This is a genomic window from Tengunoibacter tsumagoiensis, assembly GCF_003967535.1.
GTDB classification, from domain to species: Bacteria; Chloroflexota; Ktedonobacteria; order Ktedonobacterales; family Ktedonobacteraceae; genus Tengunoibacter; species Tengunoibacter tsumagoiensis.
The window spans coordinates 164,592-180,454 of the sequence record NZ_BIFR01000002.1 but is presented as its reverse complement, the minus strand read 5'-3'; the positions used below and the strand labels follow the sequence as shown (position 1 = coordinate 180,454).

General features: G+C 50.9%; 11 protein-coding genes. 4 read left to right on the top strand and 7 right to left on the bottom strand.

Annotated elements, in window-relative coordinates; translation table 11 throughout:
* Window positions 1-740 precede the first annotated feature (740 nt).
* Window positions 741-1,361 carry a PadR family transcriptional regulator gene (locus tag EL628_RS21660; RefSeq protein WP_161975662.1) on the bottom strand — a complete coding sequence of 207 codons (621 nt, stop codon included), beginning with the start codon at window positions 1,359-1,361 and terminating at the stop codon, window positions 741-743.
* Window positions 1,362-1,571: 210 nt separating this feature from the next.
* On the opposite strand from EL628_RS21660, the gene EL628_RS21655 reads away from it, so the two are divergent.
* Both EL628_RS21655 and EL628_RS21650 read left to right on the top strand, forming a co-directional pair.
* Window positions 1,572-2,042, top strand: coding sequence for an SRPBCC family protein (locus EL628_RS21655; protein WP_126582097.1), 471 nt, complete (start codon window positions 1,572-1,574; stop codon window positions 2,040-2,042).
* A gap of 568 nt (window positions 2,043-2,610) precedes the next feature.
* A complete protein-coding gene (locus EL628_RS21650; RefSeq protein WP_126582096.1) occupies window positions 2,611-3,618 on the top strand; it encodes a phosphotransferase enzyme family protein in 1,008 nt (335 codons plus the stop codon).
* Window positions 3,619-3,711: 93 nt separating this feature from the next.
* Here the strand turns inward: EL628_RS21650 and EL628_RS21645 are convergent, their stop codons facing one another.
* Window positions 3,712-4,056: an NUDIX domain-containing protein gene (locus EL628_RS21645; protein WP_281276583.1), complete on the bottom strand. Its 345-nt coding sequence runs from the start codon at window positions 4,054-4,056 to the stop codon at window positions 3,712-3,714.
* Window positions 4,057-4,402: 346 nt separating this feature from the next.
* On the opposite strand from EL628_RS21645, the gene EL628_RS21640 reads away from it, so the two are divergent.
* Entirely contained in the window at window positions 4,403-5,227 is an 825-nt protein-coding gene (locus tag EL628_RS21640) for a class I SAM-dependent methyltransferase (protein ID WP_161975661.1), read from the top strand.
* A gap of 96 nt (window positions 5,228-5,323) precedes the next feature.
* On the opposite strand, the gene EL628_RS21635 is transcribed toward EL628_RS21640, so the two are convergent.
* The 5 genes from EL628_RS21635 to EL628_RS21615 form a co-directional block, all read right to left on the bottom strand.
* Window positions 5,324-10,642, bottom strand: a complete 5,319-nt coding sequence (locus EL628_RS21635; RefSeq protein ID WP_126582094.1) for a non-ribosomal peptide synthetase — start codon at window positions 10,640-10,642, stop codon at window positions 5,324-5,326.
* 83 nt (window positions 10,643-10,725) lie between these two features.
* Window positions 10,726-11,973 carry an acyl-CoA dehydrogenase family protein gene (locus EL628_RS21630; RefSeq protein WP_126582093.1) on the bottom strand — a complete coding sequence of 416 codons (1,248 nt, stop codon included), beginning with the start codon at window positions 11,971-11,973 and terminating at the stop codon, window positions 10,726-10,728.
* Between the two features lie 79 nt (window positions 11,974-12,052).
* A complete protein-coding gene (locus EL628_RS21625) occupies window positions 12,053-13,393 on the bottom strand; it encodes an MFS transporter (protein WP_126582092.1) in 1,341 nt (446 codons plus the stop codon).
* A gap of 48 nt (window positions 13,394-13,441) precedes the next feature.
* Complete coding sequence (locus EL628_RS21620) at window positions 13,442-13,759, bottom strand: MbtH domain protein (RefSeq protein ID WP_126582091.1); 318 nt, start codon at window positions 13,757-13,759, stop codon at window positions 13,442-13,444.
* Between the two features lie 32 nt (window positions 13,760-13,791).
* A complete protein-coding gene (locus tag EL628_RS21615; RefSeq protein ID WP_126582090.1) occupies window positions 13,792-14,022 on the bottom strand; it encodes an MbtH family protein in 231 nt (76 codons plus the stop codon).
* 467 nt (window positions 14,023-14,489) lie between these two features.
* Between EL628_RS21615 and EL628_RS21610 the strand changes: the two genes are divergently transcribed.
* A complete protein-coding gene (locus EL628_RS21610) occupies window positions 14,490-15,698 on the top strand; it encodes an ornithine cyclodeaminase family protein (protein WP_126582089.1) in 1,209 nt (402 codons plus the stop codon).
* Window positions 15,699-15,863: the final 165 nt, after the last annotated feature.

The following is a 15,863-nucleotide window of genomic DNA, read 5'->3' as shown; positions in this document are numbered from 1 at the left end:
CAACAGTAGCCAGTTTCATGGGGCGTTCCTCTGCTCCCACTCCGCTTTGTGGGAACAGAGACGATGGGAATGCTACCATAATCGAGAGGCACCAGTAGGAAGGAGACAAGCTACCTTCCCTACTTCTTTTGTTATATTCTGCTTATAAAAAAATGTAAAGTAGGGAAAGTCGCTTGTCTCTTTCCTCTGCTCCCACTCCGCTTTGTGGGAACAGAGACGATGGGAATGCTACCATAATCGAGAGGCACCATTTGGAAGGAGACAAGCTACCTTCCCTACTGCTTTTACTATCTTCTGTCACTTCTGCTTATAAACAATGTAAAGTAGGGAAAGTCGCTTGTCTCTTTCCTCTGCTCCCACTCCGCTCGGTGAGCCCCTCCATGGCTTAAACGGGAACAGAGACGATGGGAATGCTACCATGATCGAGAGGCACCAGTAGGAAGGAGACAAGCTACCTTCCCTACTTCTTTTGTTATCTTCTGCTTATAAACAATGTAAAGTAGGGAAAGCCGCTTGTCTCTTTCCTCTGCTCCTGCTCCGCTCGGTGAGCCCCTCCATGGCTTAAGTGGAACAGAGACGATGGGAATGCTACCATCGTCGAGGGATACGATGTGGAAGGAACGAGTAGAGAGGAAGCTCGATAAAGAAGCTGAAGAGCGTGACCAGGTGGGAAAGGAGGCCGCTTTCCATACGAACCATACGGAACCCGGACAGGAAGGCAGTGCGAAGGGCCTGTGTGGTTACTGTGACGTATCTGATGGCATGACTGATTGGTTCTGCTCTATGATCTCCAGCGCCTGGTAGAGCCAGCGGATATAGGTGTTCTCAAAATCGATGGCGAATTGAGTGATGAGCGCGAAGTAAGGATCAGATTCACGCTCGGCAACGTATGGATTGGGGCGCCGGTTGCCCTGTGGATACGTGCCTTGTGCAGGAATATGATGCGCATTCTGACGATAGGCCAACAGACTCCTCTCGTGAGTGGCGATGCTGGCATGGAGATGTTGAGCGATGTCGCCGGGAGCAGCGAAGGTACCAAACAAGACTTTGAGCAACAATTCATCGCGCAACTGAAAAATTTCCGGCGACTGGGCCTGCCATTGGCGCAAGGCGACGTGCCCTTGCTCTGTGATAGAGTAGACCTTGCGATCTGGCCGTGCCTCCTGCTCTTCCCGCTCCATCTCCACCCAGCCCAATTCTTTCATGCGCCGCAGTTCCTTATAGATCTGACTCTGCGCGGCTCCCCACATGGGGGCAAGGGTATGATCGAAGATACGCTTCAGATCGTATCCGGACAATGGCCCCCAAAAGGCCAGCAGTCCCAGCACGCCATATGTAATGGGGTATGCCTCTTGCTCCATTGATGTCTCTCCTCCGAGTAATACTTCCCTCTCAAGGCCATTTTTTTCTCTATTATATACGAAGAAGCCATATGTTCTCTTGTCATAAGGACTTTTCGATGCTATACTCTTAACAGGTATATGACTTGAAGTTATATGATTTGAGAACACCCCCCTCGGATGAAATGAGAATACTTTTTTCGCGAGGAGGAGGAGCGAAGAGGAAAAACGATGGGACAGATCACCGTCAGAACGGAAGCAGTGCTTCACGCACGACCAGAAGATGTTTACGCGACTATCGCGGACTATCATCAAGGACATCCCAACATTATCCCGCCAGGAAATATCTATGATTTGCAGGTCGAGCAGGGCGGTTATGGTGCTGGGACGATTATTCGTTTCAAATCGCGCCTCTTTGGCGTAGAACAATCCTTTCATCATCTCGTAAGTGAACCAGAGCCAGGCAGGGTGTTGCGGGAAGATGAGATTGACGCCGAGCAGAAAGAGAGCAATATTTTTACGGTGACTCCTCTGGAAGATGAACAGAAGTCGCGCGTCGAGATTGCTGTGATCATGGATGCCAGCCCGGGCCTCAAAGGCTTTGTCGAACGTATTCTCGTTCCAATGGGCATGTCAGGTGTGCTGCGCAAGGAACTCAATCTCCTGGAAGCTGTTGCGCGGCAGCGAGCCAGCAGACAATAGCAGTTAGAATGCACCAATCGGGAGCTGCGCCGCAAGTTTCGTCAGACGGTCACTTTGGACAGTCACAAAGGAGCTGAAGTGACCATCTACTTGCAAGCTCGGCGGCTGCATGCTCGCTGGGCTGACGAAAGCTGGTGGGATACCTCTCATTAGATCGTGTTTGAACTCTGGAATCTCAACCCCTTAGACAAGGATACATTATCTAAAAAGATCTCTTCTTGACAAGAAGTGCCACTGTAGACTACACTTGTTCTATAGTTCTATTTTGCCGTTTACCCAGTGAAAGGAGGATATATGATCGCGATGACGTTCACCATTTCTGAGCAGCGATCTCTCCGCACAGGTGGATGGGTACAAAGAGGAAACCAGGCTTGATCCCACTCAAGACCGGCTGTTGTTGATAGTTTCTCCCCAACCATTCCTCATCACCTGAGTGGACCACGTTTTTCTGTTCGGGAATACAACCCCTTCATTTTAATCCTTTTTATCTGACTCACCTTCCTTTGTTCTGAGCCAACATGAGTAGAACTCAGCGAGGGTGGTCTCAATATCTGGAGAAAAGAAAAACATGCGTCCTTTTTCTACGTTAACAGAGCGTGGACAGGCACTGCGCCTGCGCCACATGGCCGTAGCCGCGCTTTCCCACTATGACCTTCCTCTCAAACAGGTTCGCCTGGTTGCGAACCATTTAAATGGGATTTTTCGTGTGGACACCGAAGGCGGAGAAACATATGCCTTGCGTATCAGCCATCCAACCTGGCGTACTGATGATGAGCTTCAGACAGAGCTACACTGGTTGCAAATGCTGGCACAGGATACTACAATCGGCGTCCCCAGACTTTTTTTAAATACGCAGGGAGAGCTCATCACAAGAGTCACCTGTGACGGAGTTCCTGAACCTCGTCGAGCTGTCCTGATGAGCTGGATTCCCGGTCTCCTGCTTTCCGAACAGCTTACTCCGCAAAATTTTGTGAAATTTGGGGTGCTTGCGGCACGCCTTCATAAACATGGGGCAACCTGGAGAGCTCCCTCCAATCTCACCGTTCGCGTCAGAAATGGCCTCTACGTTCGTGATGAAAAGGATGAGCTTCATGAAATGAATAGAGAGCTATTTGCTGGCAATAGCTATGCCATTTTTGAGCAGGTGCGCGATCACGTCCATCAGGCATATGAGCGACTCTATCGCGATGGGCAAGGGGTACAGATTATTCATGCTGATCTTCATCAAAAGAATGTCAAAGTCTTTCGTGGAGCTATTTACCCGTTTGACTTTGAAGATAGCATTCTGGGCTATCCAGTCCAGGATATTGCACAGACATTCTATGATTTGCTCTTCTTTAGTTCGCTAGATAACAAGGAGTATCAACTCCTGCGAGACGCATTTATCCAGGGCTATCGGAGCGAGCAACCCTGGCCTGAAGCATACCCGGGGCAGATCGATACCTTTATGGCTGGTCAACAACTCTGGCGTACAAACTTTATCATCAGATATGACCGATCCTATGCCCGCTCATTCATTACATTGCTCGCTCAGAGTTTTGAGACCTTTCTAAAGACAGGTATTTTGCTGAAGTAAATCCGTTTCCTTTTCTTAACGCAGATATTGAGTACCGGATATTTTGCATGTCTCATGTCTAAGGAAGGTATTTTGCGTATGGAGGTTTCCAGCTTAAGTCAATTTCTCCATACGCTTCACATCTCTCTGCAATACCAATCGAATAAAGTATTCTTTTGTTTCTTGATGGGCAAGATAGTCACACACGTCTAAGGCTGAAAAGAAGTGAACTTGATCGATCTCTTCATCAAGCGGGCTTAACGCTAAACGATCTCCGAGATACTCAAAAAGAAACATGGTCGTTTCCTGTCGATCGAAGCCAATACTGTGACGAGCTTGTTCATCAAACTCAAAACCGATGGTTTCGTCGAACTGTTTGATCATGTGGTAGTGCTCTCCTCCTGTCTCTTCTCGCATCTCACGCAAGACCGCTTCAAGAGCGGTTTCGCCAGCTTTAATCCCTCATTTGGGAAAATCCCACGTCCCTGGAATGTTTTTCGGAGATCCGGGAACATCCATCACTTTCACTTTATGCACTAATAGATATTCTTGCCGCTGTTGTATAATAGCTCCAACTGCATGGCGGATTCGCTGCATCGTTTCCCTCTTGATAACTATTGAACTGGTACTTATTATAACGTATGAAGCACTTGTTGAAGGAGTAAGTTTACAATTCTCCTGAGAGCACTCGAAGCAAGAGATGATGGGGCAGGGCTCTATCTCTCGCTCTTGAAAGGAAACAGAAGCGTGATAGACGATATTAGTGATATATCATCATTCTATGACCATAGTGTGGAGCAAGAGGATGAGAGATTGGAGCGTGATAGACGATATTAGTGATATATCATCATTCTATGACCATAGTGTGGAGCAAGAGGATGAGAGATTGGAGCGTCATCAACTTGAATATGACCTCACGTGGCGCTATCTCACACGGTATCTACCACCCTCAGGTTCCATCCTCGAGATCGGTGCTGCGACAGGAAAATACACGCTTGCTCTGTGCAGACGTGGCTATTCTGTGACGGCGGTCGATCTGTCAGCGGCCCTGTTGGAGCGATGTCAAAAACGACTCACAACGGAGCAATTGCCTGGATCGGCGCAGTTTGTCGTGGCTGATGCACGAGATCTCCATGCAGTACAGACCACAGCTTTCGATGCCGTTCTTCTTATGGGTCCTCTCTATCATCTGATTTTCTCTGAGGACCGGCGGGAGGCCATCTGTCAGGCTGTAAATCGCCTCCGCAGCGGGGGACTGTTGTTCTCCACTCACATCTCGCGACTGGGAGTACTCGGCGACTTCATGAAGAGAATGCCCGAGTGGATCGAGCAGAAAGAGGTTGCACGCTCCCTGCTTGACCACGGAAAACGTCCCGATGGTCAGCCTGGAGGCGGATTTCGAGGATACTTTGCACACGCCTCAGAGATTAAACAATTGCATGAAACGCTCGGCATCCAGACCATCGCACTTGCTGGCATCGAGCCAGCGATCTCAGCCGATGATGAAAGCTACAACAAGCTCCAAGCACCCCAGCGCGGTCTATGGCTCGACCTGCTAGAAGAAATAAGTTCTGATGAGACGATAGTGGGAGCCTCACGGCATCTCCTCTATATCGGGCGCAAGGTTTAAAGGGAACAATAAAAAAGAGGAGAAGAGTATAACTGGTACTCTTCTCCTCTGATGAAACATATCTGTTTAGCGGGCAACGGAAAAATGCGCCTCTCCTTACAGGCTCCCCTCCTCTCGCTCTTCATCAGGGAGAGCAGACAGGCTAGCCGTCTGGAGCCAGCGAAGCTCTTGAATACGTTGGGCCAGTTCGCCAATGGTTGGGGCTTCAAAGAGCAAGCGTAGGGGGACACTGACCTGGATACGCTCGCGAAGCTGGCTAATTACTTTGGTGGCCAGCAGAGAATGTCCACCCAGGGCAAAGAAATTGTCCTGCTTGCTCACCGCATCCACACCCAGCACGCGCTTAAGGATATCCTCAAGCAAGGCCTCCTCAGGCGTCAAGCTGTTCTCGCTCGCAACTGGAGTGAGCGAGGGGGGAGCAGTTGGTTCGGGCAGGGCTTTGTAATCGATCTTGCCGTTAGTCAGCCGGGGCAGGCTACTAATCTGCACATAGTGCGAAGGAATCATATAGTAGGGCAACCGCTCAAACAGAAAGTGATGGAAAGCCAGCGTCTGAGGGTAAGCCTTCTCATGGAGCTGAACATAAGCGACCAGTTGCGGCTGATGCTGCTGATTTTCATGCACTACAACCACAACCTGGCGCACAGCCGGATGTTGAGCGAGGTGGGCTTCGATCTCTCCAAGCTCGATACGATAGCCGCGAATTTTTACCTGCTGATCCTCGCGTCCCAGGTATTCGATCAAGCCATCTCGATGATAGCGCGCCTTATCGCCAGTATCGTACAGCCGCTGTCCTGGCTGTTCAGAAAAAGGATGCGGAATAAAACGCTCAGCCGTCAGATCTGGACGATGGAGATATCCACGCGCCAGGCCACTCCCTCCGATATAGAGCTGTCCGCTGGCTCCATGAGGGACTGGGGCCAGTTGCTCATCCAACAGATAGATCTGCGTATTCGCAATCGGTCGGCCAATCGGCACAAAGTCAGCCTCTGCATCGCAGCTCCAACTCGTCGCATCAATAGAGGCTTCTGTCGGCCCATAAAGATTGATCAGGCTGGCTGAAAGCGTGCGGGAGAAGCGCTGCACCACCTCCAATGACAGCTTTTCTCCACCGCAGAAGACACGGCGCAAGCTGGCACTCGCCGCAAATCCTTCTTCTTGTAAGACCGCTTGCAATAAGGATGGAACGAGCTGGAGGACCGTAATGGCTTGTTCCTGAACAAACGAGACGAGATACCCTGTATCTTGATGACCACCAGGCTGTGCAAGCACAACGCTCGCACCCGCCAGTAAGGGAACAAAGAGCTCCCACAATGAGGCATCGAAGCTAAAGGGCGTTTTCTGAGCAACCCGGTCATCAGCTTGCAACGGCCACTGCTGCTGCATCCAGTGCAAACGATTGCTGATCGCTCGATGAGTGTTTTGTACGCCTTTGGGCCGCCCAGTTGAGCCAGAGGTATAAATGATATAGGCCAGTTGATCAGAGCTCACCTGACGCCCAATCGGCTCGGCGCTCTGCTGGACAAATGGCTCGAGATCCAGACAGAGGAGATGATGTCCCTGACGCTGTGAGGGCAGCTCTGTAAGAAACGCTTCCTGGGTCAGAATGACGATGGGCTGAGCATCTTCCAGCAAAAAGGACAGTCGCTCCTGAGGGTAGGTTGGCTCTAGTGGAAGATAGACGCCACCAGCTTTCAGAATTGCCAGCAGGCCCACGACGAGATCCAACGAGCGCTCAAGGAAGAGTCCGACAGGGGTCTCTGGCTGGACACCCAGGTCGACAAGACGATGAGCAACGCGATTAGCCTGCTCATTCAACGCCTGATAGGTGAGATATTCAGACTCAAAGACGACTGCAATCGAATCAGGTGTCCGCTGGGCCTGCATCTCTACCAGTTCATGCAAAGGTTTCTCGCCAGGATAGGCAGACTCGGTGGCATTCCAGATGGTCAACAGGGTCTCTTGCTCGGTCTGGGTCAGGATAGGAAGCGTCTCGATGGAGCGCTCTGGCTCGAGAAGAAGAGCCTTTAAGAGGACCTGCCAGTTCTCAATGAGCTGGACGATTGTTGCTTCTTCAAACAGGTCAGTGCTATACTCAATCGAACCGTTCAGCCCCTGCATCCCCTCGACCAGACTTACGCCCAGATCAAATTTGGCCGTGGTCTTCTCCCATTCAAAGGTCGTTACCTCCAATCCTGGCAGAACAAGGCTCTCCGAGAGATTGCTTCCAACGGTGAAGAAAATCTGGAACAGAGGATTGCGGCTCAGATCGCGCTGGGGTTGCAGCTCCTCGACAAATTTGCGAAAGGGAAGATCAGCATGCGAGTAGGCCTCAAGACAGACTGTTCGCACACGTTCAAGAACCTCAAGAAATCCTGGCGATCCCGAGAGATCGGTGCGCAAAACCAGCATATTGACAAAGTAGCCAATCAGCCCCTCAAGGTCTGTCTTGCTGCGGTTCGCGCTCGGCGTGCCAACAACAATATCCCGCTGCCCACTATAGCGAGCAAGCAAGATCTGGAAGGAGGCCAATAGAGTCATAAACAGGGTTACCCCTTCCTGACGGCTCACCTGCTTCAACTGCGCTGTCAGTTCCTCTGACAGGGTAAAGGAAGCGGTACGGCCCGAATGACTCTGAACTGGCGGGCGAGGATGATCGATCGGGATTTCTAAGATGGGAAGATCCTGTAGCTTCTGTTTCCAATAGCTCAGTTGCTCGGCTGCATATTCTGAATAGAGCAGGTGACGTTGCCAGCTTGAGAAGTCACGATAACGCAAGGGAACATCGTACAGCTCCACATCCGGATCTTCATACAGGGCGCTAAGTTCTTCAAAGAAGACGCCTAACGACCATTCGTCGGCGATGCTGTGATGGATCGTCATCAATAAAACATGGTCATTCGCCGCTAATTGCAACAGTGTCAGGCGCAATAAGGGCCCGGTGGTCAGATCAAAGGGAAGATGAGCCTCCTCAGTAGCACGATGAAACGCTTTGGACTCGCGTTCGTCGTCTGGCAATGAGCGCAGATCAAGGACGGGAATCTGGATCGGCCTGGGCTCCGCCACATGCTGCACTGGAGATCCATTGCGGTTTTCAAATGTGGTTCGCAGACTGTCGTGACGCTCTATAATAGTGTTGACACTCCGCTCGAGGGCCCTGACGTCTAATTCGCCTTGTAAGCGTAGGGCAACAGGAATATTATAGAGGGAGCTCTGTGGCTCCAGTTGATCCAGAAACCATAACTGCTCTTGATTAAAAGAAAGATGATGGTAGGTATCTTCATCCGGAACGCGCACCAGCGCCGGACCCTTCTGAAAGGGGGCAGCTTCGCGTAACGCATCAAGAATTTCTAGCAGGAGTTCATGCAGCGAGCTATCCTGGAAAAAGCTGGGCATAGGCAGGTCTAGCTCAAGGTCCCCATCCAGACGATTTTTTAATTCAGCAGCTTTTAGCGAATCGATTCCTAGCGAGCTCAGGCGCGAATCCGTATCCAGTTCCTGACGATCTACCTTTAAGATCTGGCTGAGCTGGTCTAACATATAGTATTCTAAGAGGGTATAACTCTCCTCATATCCGGCAACACTTAGCACATCACGTGAAAACTTTTTTCGGGATGGTTGAGCAATCGGGGCAGAGCTTCTTAAGACATTACTGGCAATCGTCTCTAACTCATCTGCAAGAAACTTCGCTTTACAGGCTCGACGCTGAATCTTACCACTCGATGTCTTTAAAATGCTGCCATATTTAATCAGGACGATGGCATAGACTTCCAGCTCATGCGCCTCCGCTACCGCTTGCCGAATCGCCGCAAAAATGTCATTGACATCATCATAATGGCGCAATACCTCTTGCACGATGACCAGACGCTCTTCGGTCGCGCCAGAAGCAGCTCCATGCTCACCGCTCGCTACTTCAATTGAGAAGGCTGCACTCGAATCAATGCGCAACGAAGGATGGCTCAACGCAGTCGTCCGTTCGATATCCTGGGGATAATGATTCTGACCACGAATAATAATCAGATCTTTGAGACGGCCAGTGATAAACACTTCGTTCTGTTGCAGAAAACCAAAATCTCCGGTGCGCAGAAATGGCCCTTCTCCTGTGCCCGCTAGATAGGCTCGGAAGGTCTGCTCAGACTCTTCAGGTCGCTGCCAATAGCCCTGCGCAACGCTTGGACCGGAGACCCAGATCTCTCCTACTTCATCTGATCCACATGCTTCTAACGTCTCCGGGTTCACAATGACAATCTTCTGACCGGCCTCGGCAGAACCGCATCCAATGATACATTGCCCCTCAGGGTCTTCTTGTGCAACTTCAACCAGAATATTCTGCTTTAAATCAATCTTATCAAAGTATCTGGTACTTACCGAGGCACCAGCGGCCTTCGCACTTACCAGCAGCGTCCCCTCAGCCAGGCCATAAGCAGGATAAAACATGTCTGGCTTAAAACCACAGGGAGCAAACACCTCTGCAAAGCGCTGCAACGTTTCGAGACGGATTGGTTCAGCGCCAGTCACAGCAAATTGCAATGTGCTTAGATCTAATTCCGCTCTCTCTTCAGGAGTAATACGTTGAGCGCAGAGCTCATACGCAAAATTAGGGGCACAGGTATTTGTTGCTCCATAGCGTGTAATAGCTTGCAGCCAACGGAGAGGCCGTTGCAAAAAGGCTGCGGGCGACATCAAGATTGCGGGATAGCCAGCGTAAAGTGCCTGCAACACCCCTAGAATCAACCCCATATCATGAAAAACTGGTAGCCAGGAGACGCCGACGCTCTCCTCATTCTGGCCCCAATGTCCCTGAATCATGCTTGAATTGTGCATGAGGTTGCTATGGCTCACCATAACCCCTTTAGGAGTGCTGGTTGAACCCGATGTATATTGCAGAAAAGCCAGGTGCTCGGGCTGGATAGCGCCTGGCGTCCACTCTTCATCTGTTGCCTGCAAGTTATCCGTCGCAATCCACTGGAGTTCGGCCAGCTCGGGCACAGCGGTAAACCAGCGACCAGATTTCGCCAGAAAGGCCTCGGTCGTCAGTGTAACTTTAACCTGCGCATCATCAACAATCGACTGGATACGATGGAGAGAGCGGTTAGAATGAGGTGGATAGGCGGGAACAGCAATGATGCCTGCATAAAGACAGCCAAAGAAGGCGGTAATATACTCGCATCCCGCTGGATATAATAATAGAGCCCGCTCAGCCAATGGAAAACGGCTCTGTAGGGTCTGCCCAATCAGCCGCGCCTGCCGATCCAGTTCAGCATAGGTAAGCGGGATCTCTGGCTTCTCGCCATCCGCCAGAAAGATATAAGCCTGCCGATCGGGCTGCGTTTTCGCTCGCCAGTGCAACACATCAATCAGCGTCTGATGCTCTGCTGGTAGGGTGAACGGAGTAATTTCACGTTGTTCGATCATAACTTCTCTTGTCTCCTCAGGCTAAAGAAGGCTCTTTCACTTACGATGAGGAAGCCTGCGAAAAGAGCCCTCCATACACATGCTTAAAAAAAGGCCTGGGTGCCAGTGATTTCGAGACCAATGGTAAGAGCCTGCATATGATCTGTTCCTTCGGCAGTAAAGCCAGATTCCAGATCAGCCATATGCCGACAGACATGATTTTCAAGCAAAATGCCATTGCCGCCCAGCAGATCACGCGCATCCGCCGCTATCTGGCGAGCCCGCAATGTGGTCTGCATCTTCGCCAATGAGATCATCGCCGACGTTGCCTGCCCTTCATCGATAAGTTGACCCAGACGATAGCACAATGCCTGGAGGCTCGTGATCTCTGAGAGCATTCGCGCAAGTTTCTGTTGAACCAGTTGATAGCTGGCCAGGGGCTTGCCAAATTGTTTCCGCTTTTTCACATGTGCAAGAGCATACTCATAACAGGCCATAGCATGCCCAATTGCCGCCCAGGCGATCCGATATCGCCCCAGGTTCAGCGTCTTCATGGAATCACTAAAGCTCTGAGCATGGACTAAACGATTGGCAGCAGGAACGCGCACATTGGTCAAAGTAATATGGGTTGGCCAGGCAGCTCGGAGGGAGAGCTTACTTTTAATGACTTGCGCGTCAAAACCTGGCGTACCTTTTTCTACCAGGAAGGCATTTACCTGCTCTGTATTGGTACGCGCCCAGACAACAATCACATCGGCAAAAGAGGCATTGCTAATCCAGCGCTTGGAGCCATTTAAGATCCAATCATCCCCCTCGCGATGGGCTCTCGTTTCCATATTGATCACATCTGAACCATGATCTGGCTCCGTTGCTGCAAAGGCTCCAAATTTCTCTAGCTTTGCCATCCCTGGCAGCCAGCGCTGCTTCTGCTCCTCAGAGCCATTGAGCGCGATCGCATACATAGCCAGGCAGGAAGCTCCTAAGACAGCATTCAGGCTTCCATCGCCCCGCGAGAGCTCGGCAAAGAGAAAACCGGCGGCAGTACGGCTCATACCTGGACAGCCATAGCCCTCGATAGTATCGCCTGCAATCCCCAATTCGGCGAGCTTTGGCAGTAAAGGAAACGGAAGCTCGCCACGCTCCCAATAATCATTAATCACGGGAATCACTTCTTGATCACAGAATGCTCGGACCCGATCACGGATCTGACGCTCTTCGTCAGTTAAAAGCTGACTAAACAGATAAAAATCCGTGGGGGCACTCGCCGAACGTCCATTGACCGGACGAGCAGCCGAGGGTCGAACAAGACTACGTCCAGGAAGGCGCGATCCTCGCGTCTGCACATTTGTCATCACTCTCTCCTTCGAATTACTCACGCGAATTACTCACGAATGACTCATCAATACACTATGGATAGATCATCAACGCAGACTATTCTTGCAAACCAATTGAGGCGGCCGGGGATGGCTCGGCGGCATGTTTCTCTTGCAGCCGTACTTTCTCTAATTTGCGGAAAGAGGGATTGAGCAGCATACTCAGGGTTGCAAGAAGATAGACACTTCCCATAAGGATCAGGCTCGTGGGAAGGCCGAGCCAGGAGATCAAGTAGCCGCTGCCAAGCGTCCCCAGAGGCATGCCCAGGGCGGTTACCGCCATGCCTGCCCCTAATACTCGCGCTCGCATATGGTCAGGGATAATCTCATAGGCCATCGTAAAGATAATGGGATTTAAAGGGGCTGAGGCCAGGCCGGAGACGGCAGAGATGATCAGTAGCCAGGGCAGAGATGGCGTCCAGGCAAAGACCCAGTAGCGCAGGCCAATGATGACAAACGCAATCGCCAGCGTCAGCATTCGTGGTAAGCGATGACCAATCGCGCCAAAGAGAGCGGTGCCCAGAAAGGCAAAGCCCAGAAAGATTGCACTCAACCACCCTAATATCACTGCACTATTAAAAAAGTGCTTGACATAGACCGGAACAACCACTGAAGTCAGGGCTACATCGAGCATATTTGTGACGGCAATGGTGAGTAAAACCATCGCTGTGACACTATCGCGGAGAATAAAACGAACGCCTTCTTGAAAGTCAGCAAGAAAATTCGTCGGCGCTTTTGGCTCTGCCTGCTTTTCCGGCTGATTGCTAACCGCCTCACGAGGACGAAGCGCAGGAGAGGGGATCACAACGGCAACGATGATGGCAGAGATCAGAAAACTCAACGCATCAATCCAGAGCAGATTACTTGATCCATAAAACGCAATCAGGATACCTGCTAAGGGGGCTCCAATGATGCCAGCCAGGTGAGAGACACCCTGGCTAATGGAATTTGCGCGCTCAAGGGGCATCTTCGCCTCTTTCGCGAGATCGGGTACAAGCGCTAACCGGGCGGTCCCACCAGGACCATTGAGCAGTGTTGCGATAAACACGAAAGTGACCAGCCCCCAGAATGGGAGCCCAACCGTATGGTAGAACAGAGGAATGAGCGCAACGCCTATCGCCGCCGCAAAATCACCAATGACGCTCGCACGCTTATATCCGATGCGTTCAACGAGGACACCTCCCAATGCCATTGAGAGAACGGTTGGAACCGTGGTAAAAAAGGCGGTAATGCCAGTCTGAATAATGCTCCCCGTCGTCTGAAGAACAAACCAGGGGATGGCGACAATCGTCAACATGCTGCCAGCAAAGGAGATAAAATTTGCAACAAAGAGCGTCAAAAGTGGGAGATATCTGGCTGGTGCCAGCTCTTCTTCCGGCCTGGCTATCATATCCGCCATTGATCGACTCCGTTCGGGCTTCCAAAGAATTTCATAGCTGCTTCCTTTTTACAGTACAAGATTTCCTGTCCCTTGAAGGGTGGCAAGATCAATATCAGCAATGCAACGCACTTTCTGATAGTTGAGGGTCAGGGTCCCTTCCACATGGGCAATTCCGCTCGCCTGAGCAAAGTGGGCCCCACTCAGATCTGTGGCCCCCTTATCAACTTTAAAACCTAGATCGGTTCCACCCCGAGTGTCTGTGAATTTGATAAAGACATAGCCTATCTGTTCGAGCCGCTGTTGAAAATCCTGCACGTTCGGGCGAGGACCACCAACCGTCACTGGCTGCGGACGTTCAGCCAGACGCTGCACAAGTGTATCCATCTGAAATCTCCTTGTTCTTGTTAATCGTTCAGCTATCTATTCACTTCTGTCGATGAAGAGACCATCTGCTGGCGCAGGCTGAGGGGACGCATATCGGTCCAGACCTCTTGAATATAGGCCAGACACTCATCTTTTTTGCCCTGTTTGCCCACTTCACGCCAGCCTGCTGGCAACGCTCTCTGCGCAAACCAGATGGAATACTGTTCTTCGTGATTAGCCACAACGGTATATAACATGGTATCGTTTTTTTCATCGCTGGACATTGTATAACGCTCCTTATCTATGATGAGGACTATTTGCACCCATCACATGTACTAGCAAGGTTGTCTCACCACTTCTCCATTCGAAGCAATCATCAAACACTGGTTGCTGCTAATGCGACAGAGCGATGGTGCTGTGATGAGGATCATCTGGTGAAATGGTTGAGAGCACAGGGTAGGATCGGCCAGAGGGCTTCTGGGAGCTGGCCATGCTCCGCCATTCGCTATCATGACAGGTCACTGCGAATACAGTGATAACTGTACCTGATCGGTCCTGAAGGGCACAATCCACCCGAAGGAGGATTTTTGGCAGGGAGAATAGGAGGAGATACTACTGGCATGCCTTGAGAGGAGGTAGTCCTCCTCCTCCTTTTTCTCCTCCCATATGAGCGAAAAAAATACTCACCAGGGAGCTTCCCCCTGGCAAGTCGTGAACGGTATACTTCTCTCTGTCACAATAAAGGACGCTCATGTCTGATTGCGATGGCGGAGCATGGTCATTTCGCTCTCACATCGCTCGCTTTGATCGTTCGAACAGCGTCTTCATTCCAGATAGACCCCCCCTTCTGCATCATTCAGGCCTCTTTTTCTATGACCTCAATGTGCAGAAAGAAAGGCAGTCAGCACCATTGAGTAGCAATGATGAATCTCTTCTCTACCTGTGTAGAAAAGATGTTGAACAGCTTTGCTCCACGATAGACACTGTAGCTATCATTCGAGAGGTTTTTCGGCTACATAGTCTCCAGCAGACGGTTCTTCCAGATGAAGCCTATCTGGGCTGGGAGAATCCGCTTGGCGAAACCGTTCGGAGTTTGAATATGCCAGCCTACGTTGGTGGTGAGCTAACAGCGGCAGGCACGAAAATTATTAATGGAAATATAGCTAATCCCCAACGCGGCCTACCACGCGCCAATGGGCTCACATTGCTCTTTGATCCTATTACAGTACGGATCAACGCTATTCTGGAAGGAGCCTATCTCTCAAGCTTACGAACGGCAAGCGTAACCGCGCTCGCTGTCGATCTGCTTCAGGGCCGACCCATTAAGAAGGTAGCAATCATTGGAGCTGGGGTCCTTGCGCAGGCTCATATCGAGCTGCTGGTGAAACGTCTTCCCACCTTACAGAAGATTGCCCTGTTTGATCTGGATGCCCAACGGAGCCAGCACTTCGCGCAAGGGATTGCAGGGCTTCTTCATGAACATCAGGTAACCTTTGAGCAATCCGCGTCAGCGCAAATGGCAATTGCTGAGGCAGAATTGGTCATACCGGTCACCACTACCACAACTGGCTATATCCCTTATCAATGGCTCTCGCCAGGGACCATTGTCGTGAATGTCTCGCTCGACGATATCCTGCCGGATGTGGTCTTGCAGGCCGATGCGGTCATTGTGGATGATTGGCATCTGGTGAAAAGCGATCACCGGCGGCTCCTGGGACGAATGTATCGTGCGGGCCAGTTGATCGGACCAGATGATTCAGAACAAGAACAGCGACCTTTCTCGCGCAAGATTGACGCGCAACTGGGTGACCTCATCACAGGCAAACGCATAGGACGACGTACCCCAGAAGAGATCTTGCTCGTCAACCCTTTTGGTCTGGCAATCGAAGATATTGCCTTAGCCGCTCGCATCTATCAGGAGGCTGTCAGACAAGGAAAAGGTCTCCAGCTCTGCCGCTGAGTCACCACAGTCTGTCCGGCTACCTTACAGCAGTCAGCAGATGAGTGCTTCTGGCTGTTCCTGGTATGATCGCCTACTTCTTGCTGTTCCTGGTATGATCGCCTACTTCTTGCTGTTCCAACCATGATTACCTATTTCTTGCTGTTCCAGCTATGATCACATAAA

What these genes read in the sequence shown, in the direction of transcription:
- EL628_RS21660 (WP_161975662.1), bottom strand. Translation starts at nt 1,361, where the DNA reads ATGGAGCAAGAGGCATACCCCATTACATATGGCGTGCTGGGACTGCTG.
- EL628_RS21655 (WP_126582097.1), top strand. Translation starts at nt 1,572, where the DNA reads ATGGGACAGATCACCGTCAGAACGGAAGCAGTGCTTCACGCACGACCA.
- EL628_RS21650 (WP_126582096.1), top strand. Translation starts at nt 2,611, where the DNA reads ATGCGTCCTTTTTCTACGTTAACAGAGCGTGGACAGGCACTGCGCCTG.
- EL628_RS21640 (WP_161975661.1), top strand. Translation starts at nt 4,403, where the DNA reads ATGAGAGATTGGAGCGTGATAGACGATATTAGTGATATATCATCATTC.
- EL628_RS21635 (WP_126582094.1), bottom strand. Translation starts at nt 10,642, where the DNA reads ATGATCGAACAACGTGAAATTACTCCGTTCACCCTACCAGCAGAGCAT.
- EL628_RS21630 (WP_126582093.1), bottom strand. Translation starts at nt 11,973, where the DNA reads ATGACAAATGTGCAGACGCGAGGATCGCGCCTTCCTGGACGTAGTCTT.
- EL628_RS21625 (WP_126582092.1), bottom strand. Translation starts at nt 13,393, where the DNA reads ATGGCGGATATGATAGCCAGGCCGGAAGAAGAGCTGGCACCAGCCAGA.
- EL628_RS21620 (WP_126582091.1), bottom strand. Translation starts at nt 13,759, where the DNA reads ATGGATACACTTGTGCAGCGTCTGGCTGAACGTCCGCAGCCAGTGACG.
- EL628_RS21615 (WP_126582090.1), bottom strand. Translation starts at nt 14,022, where the DNA reads ATGTCCAGCGATGAAAAAAACGATACCATGTTATATACCGTTGTGGCT.
- EL628_RS21610 (WP_126582089.1), top strand. Translation starts at nt 14,490, where the DNA reads ATGTCTGATTGCGATGGCGGAGCATGGTCATTTCGCTCTCACATCGCT.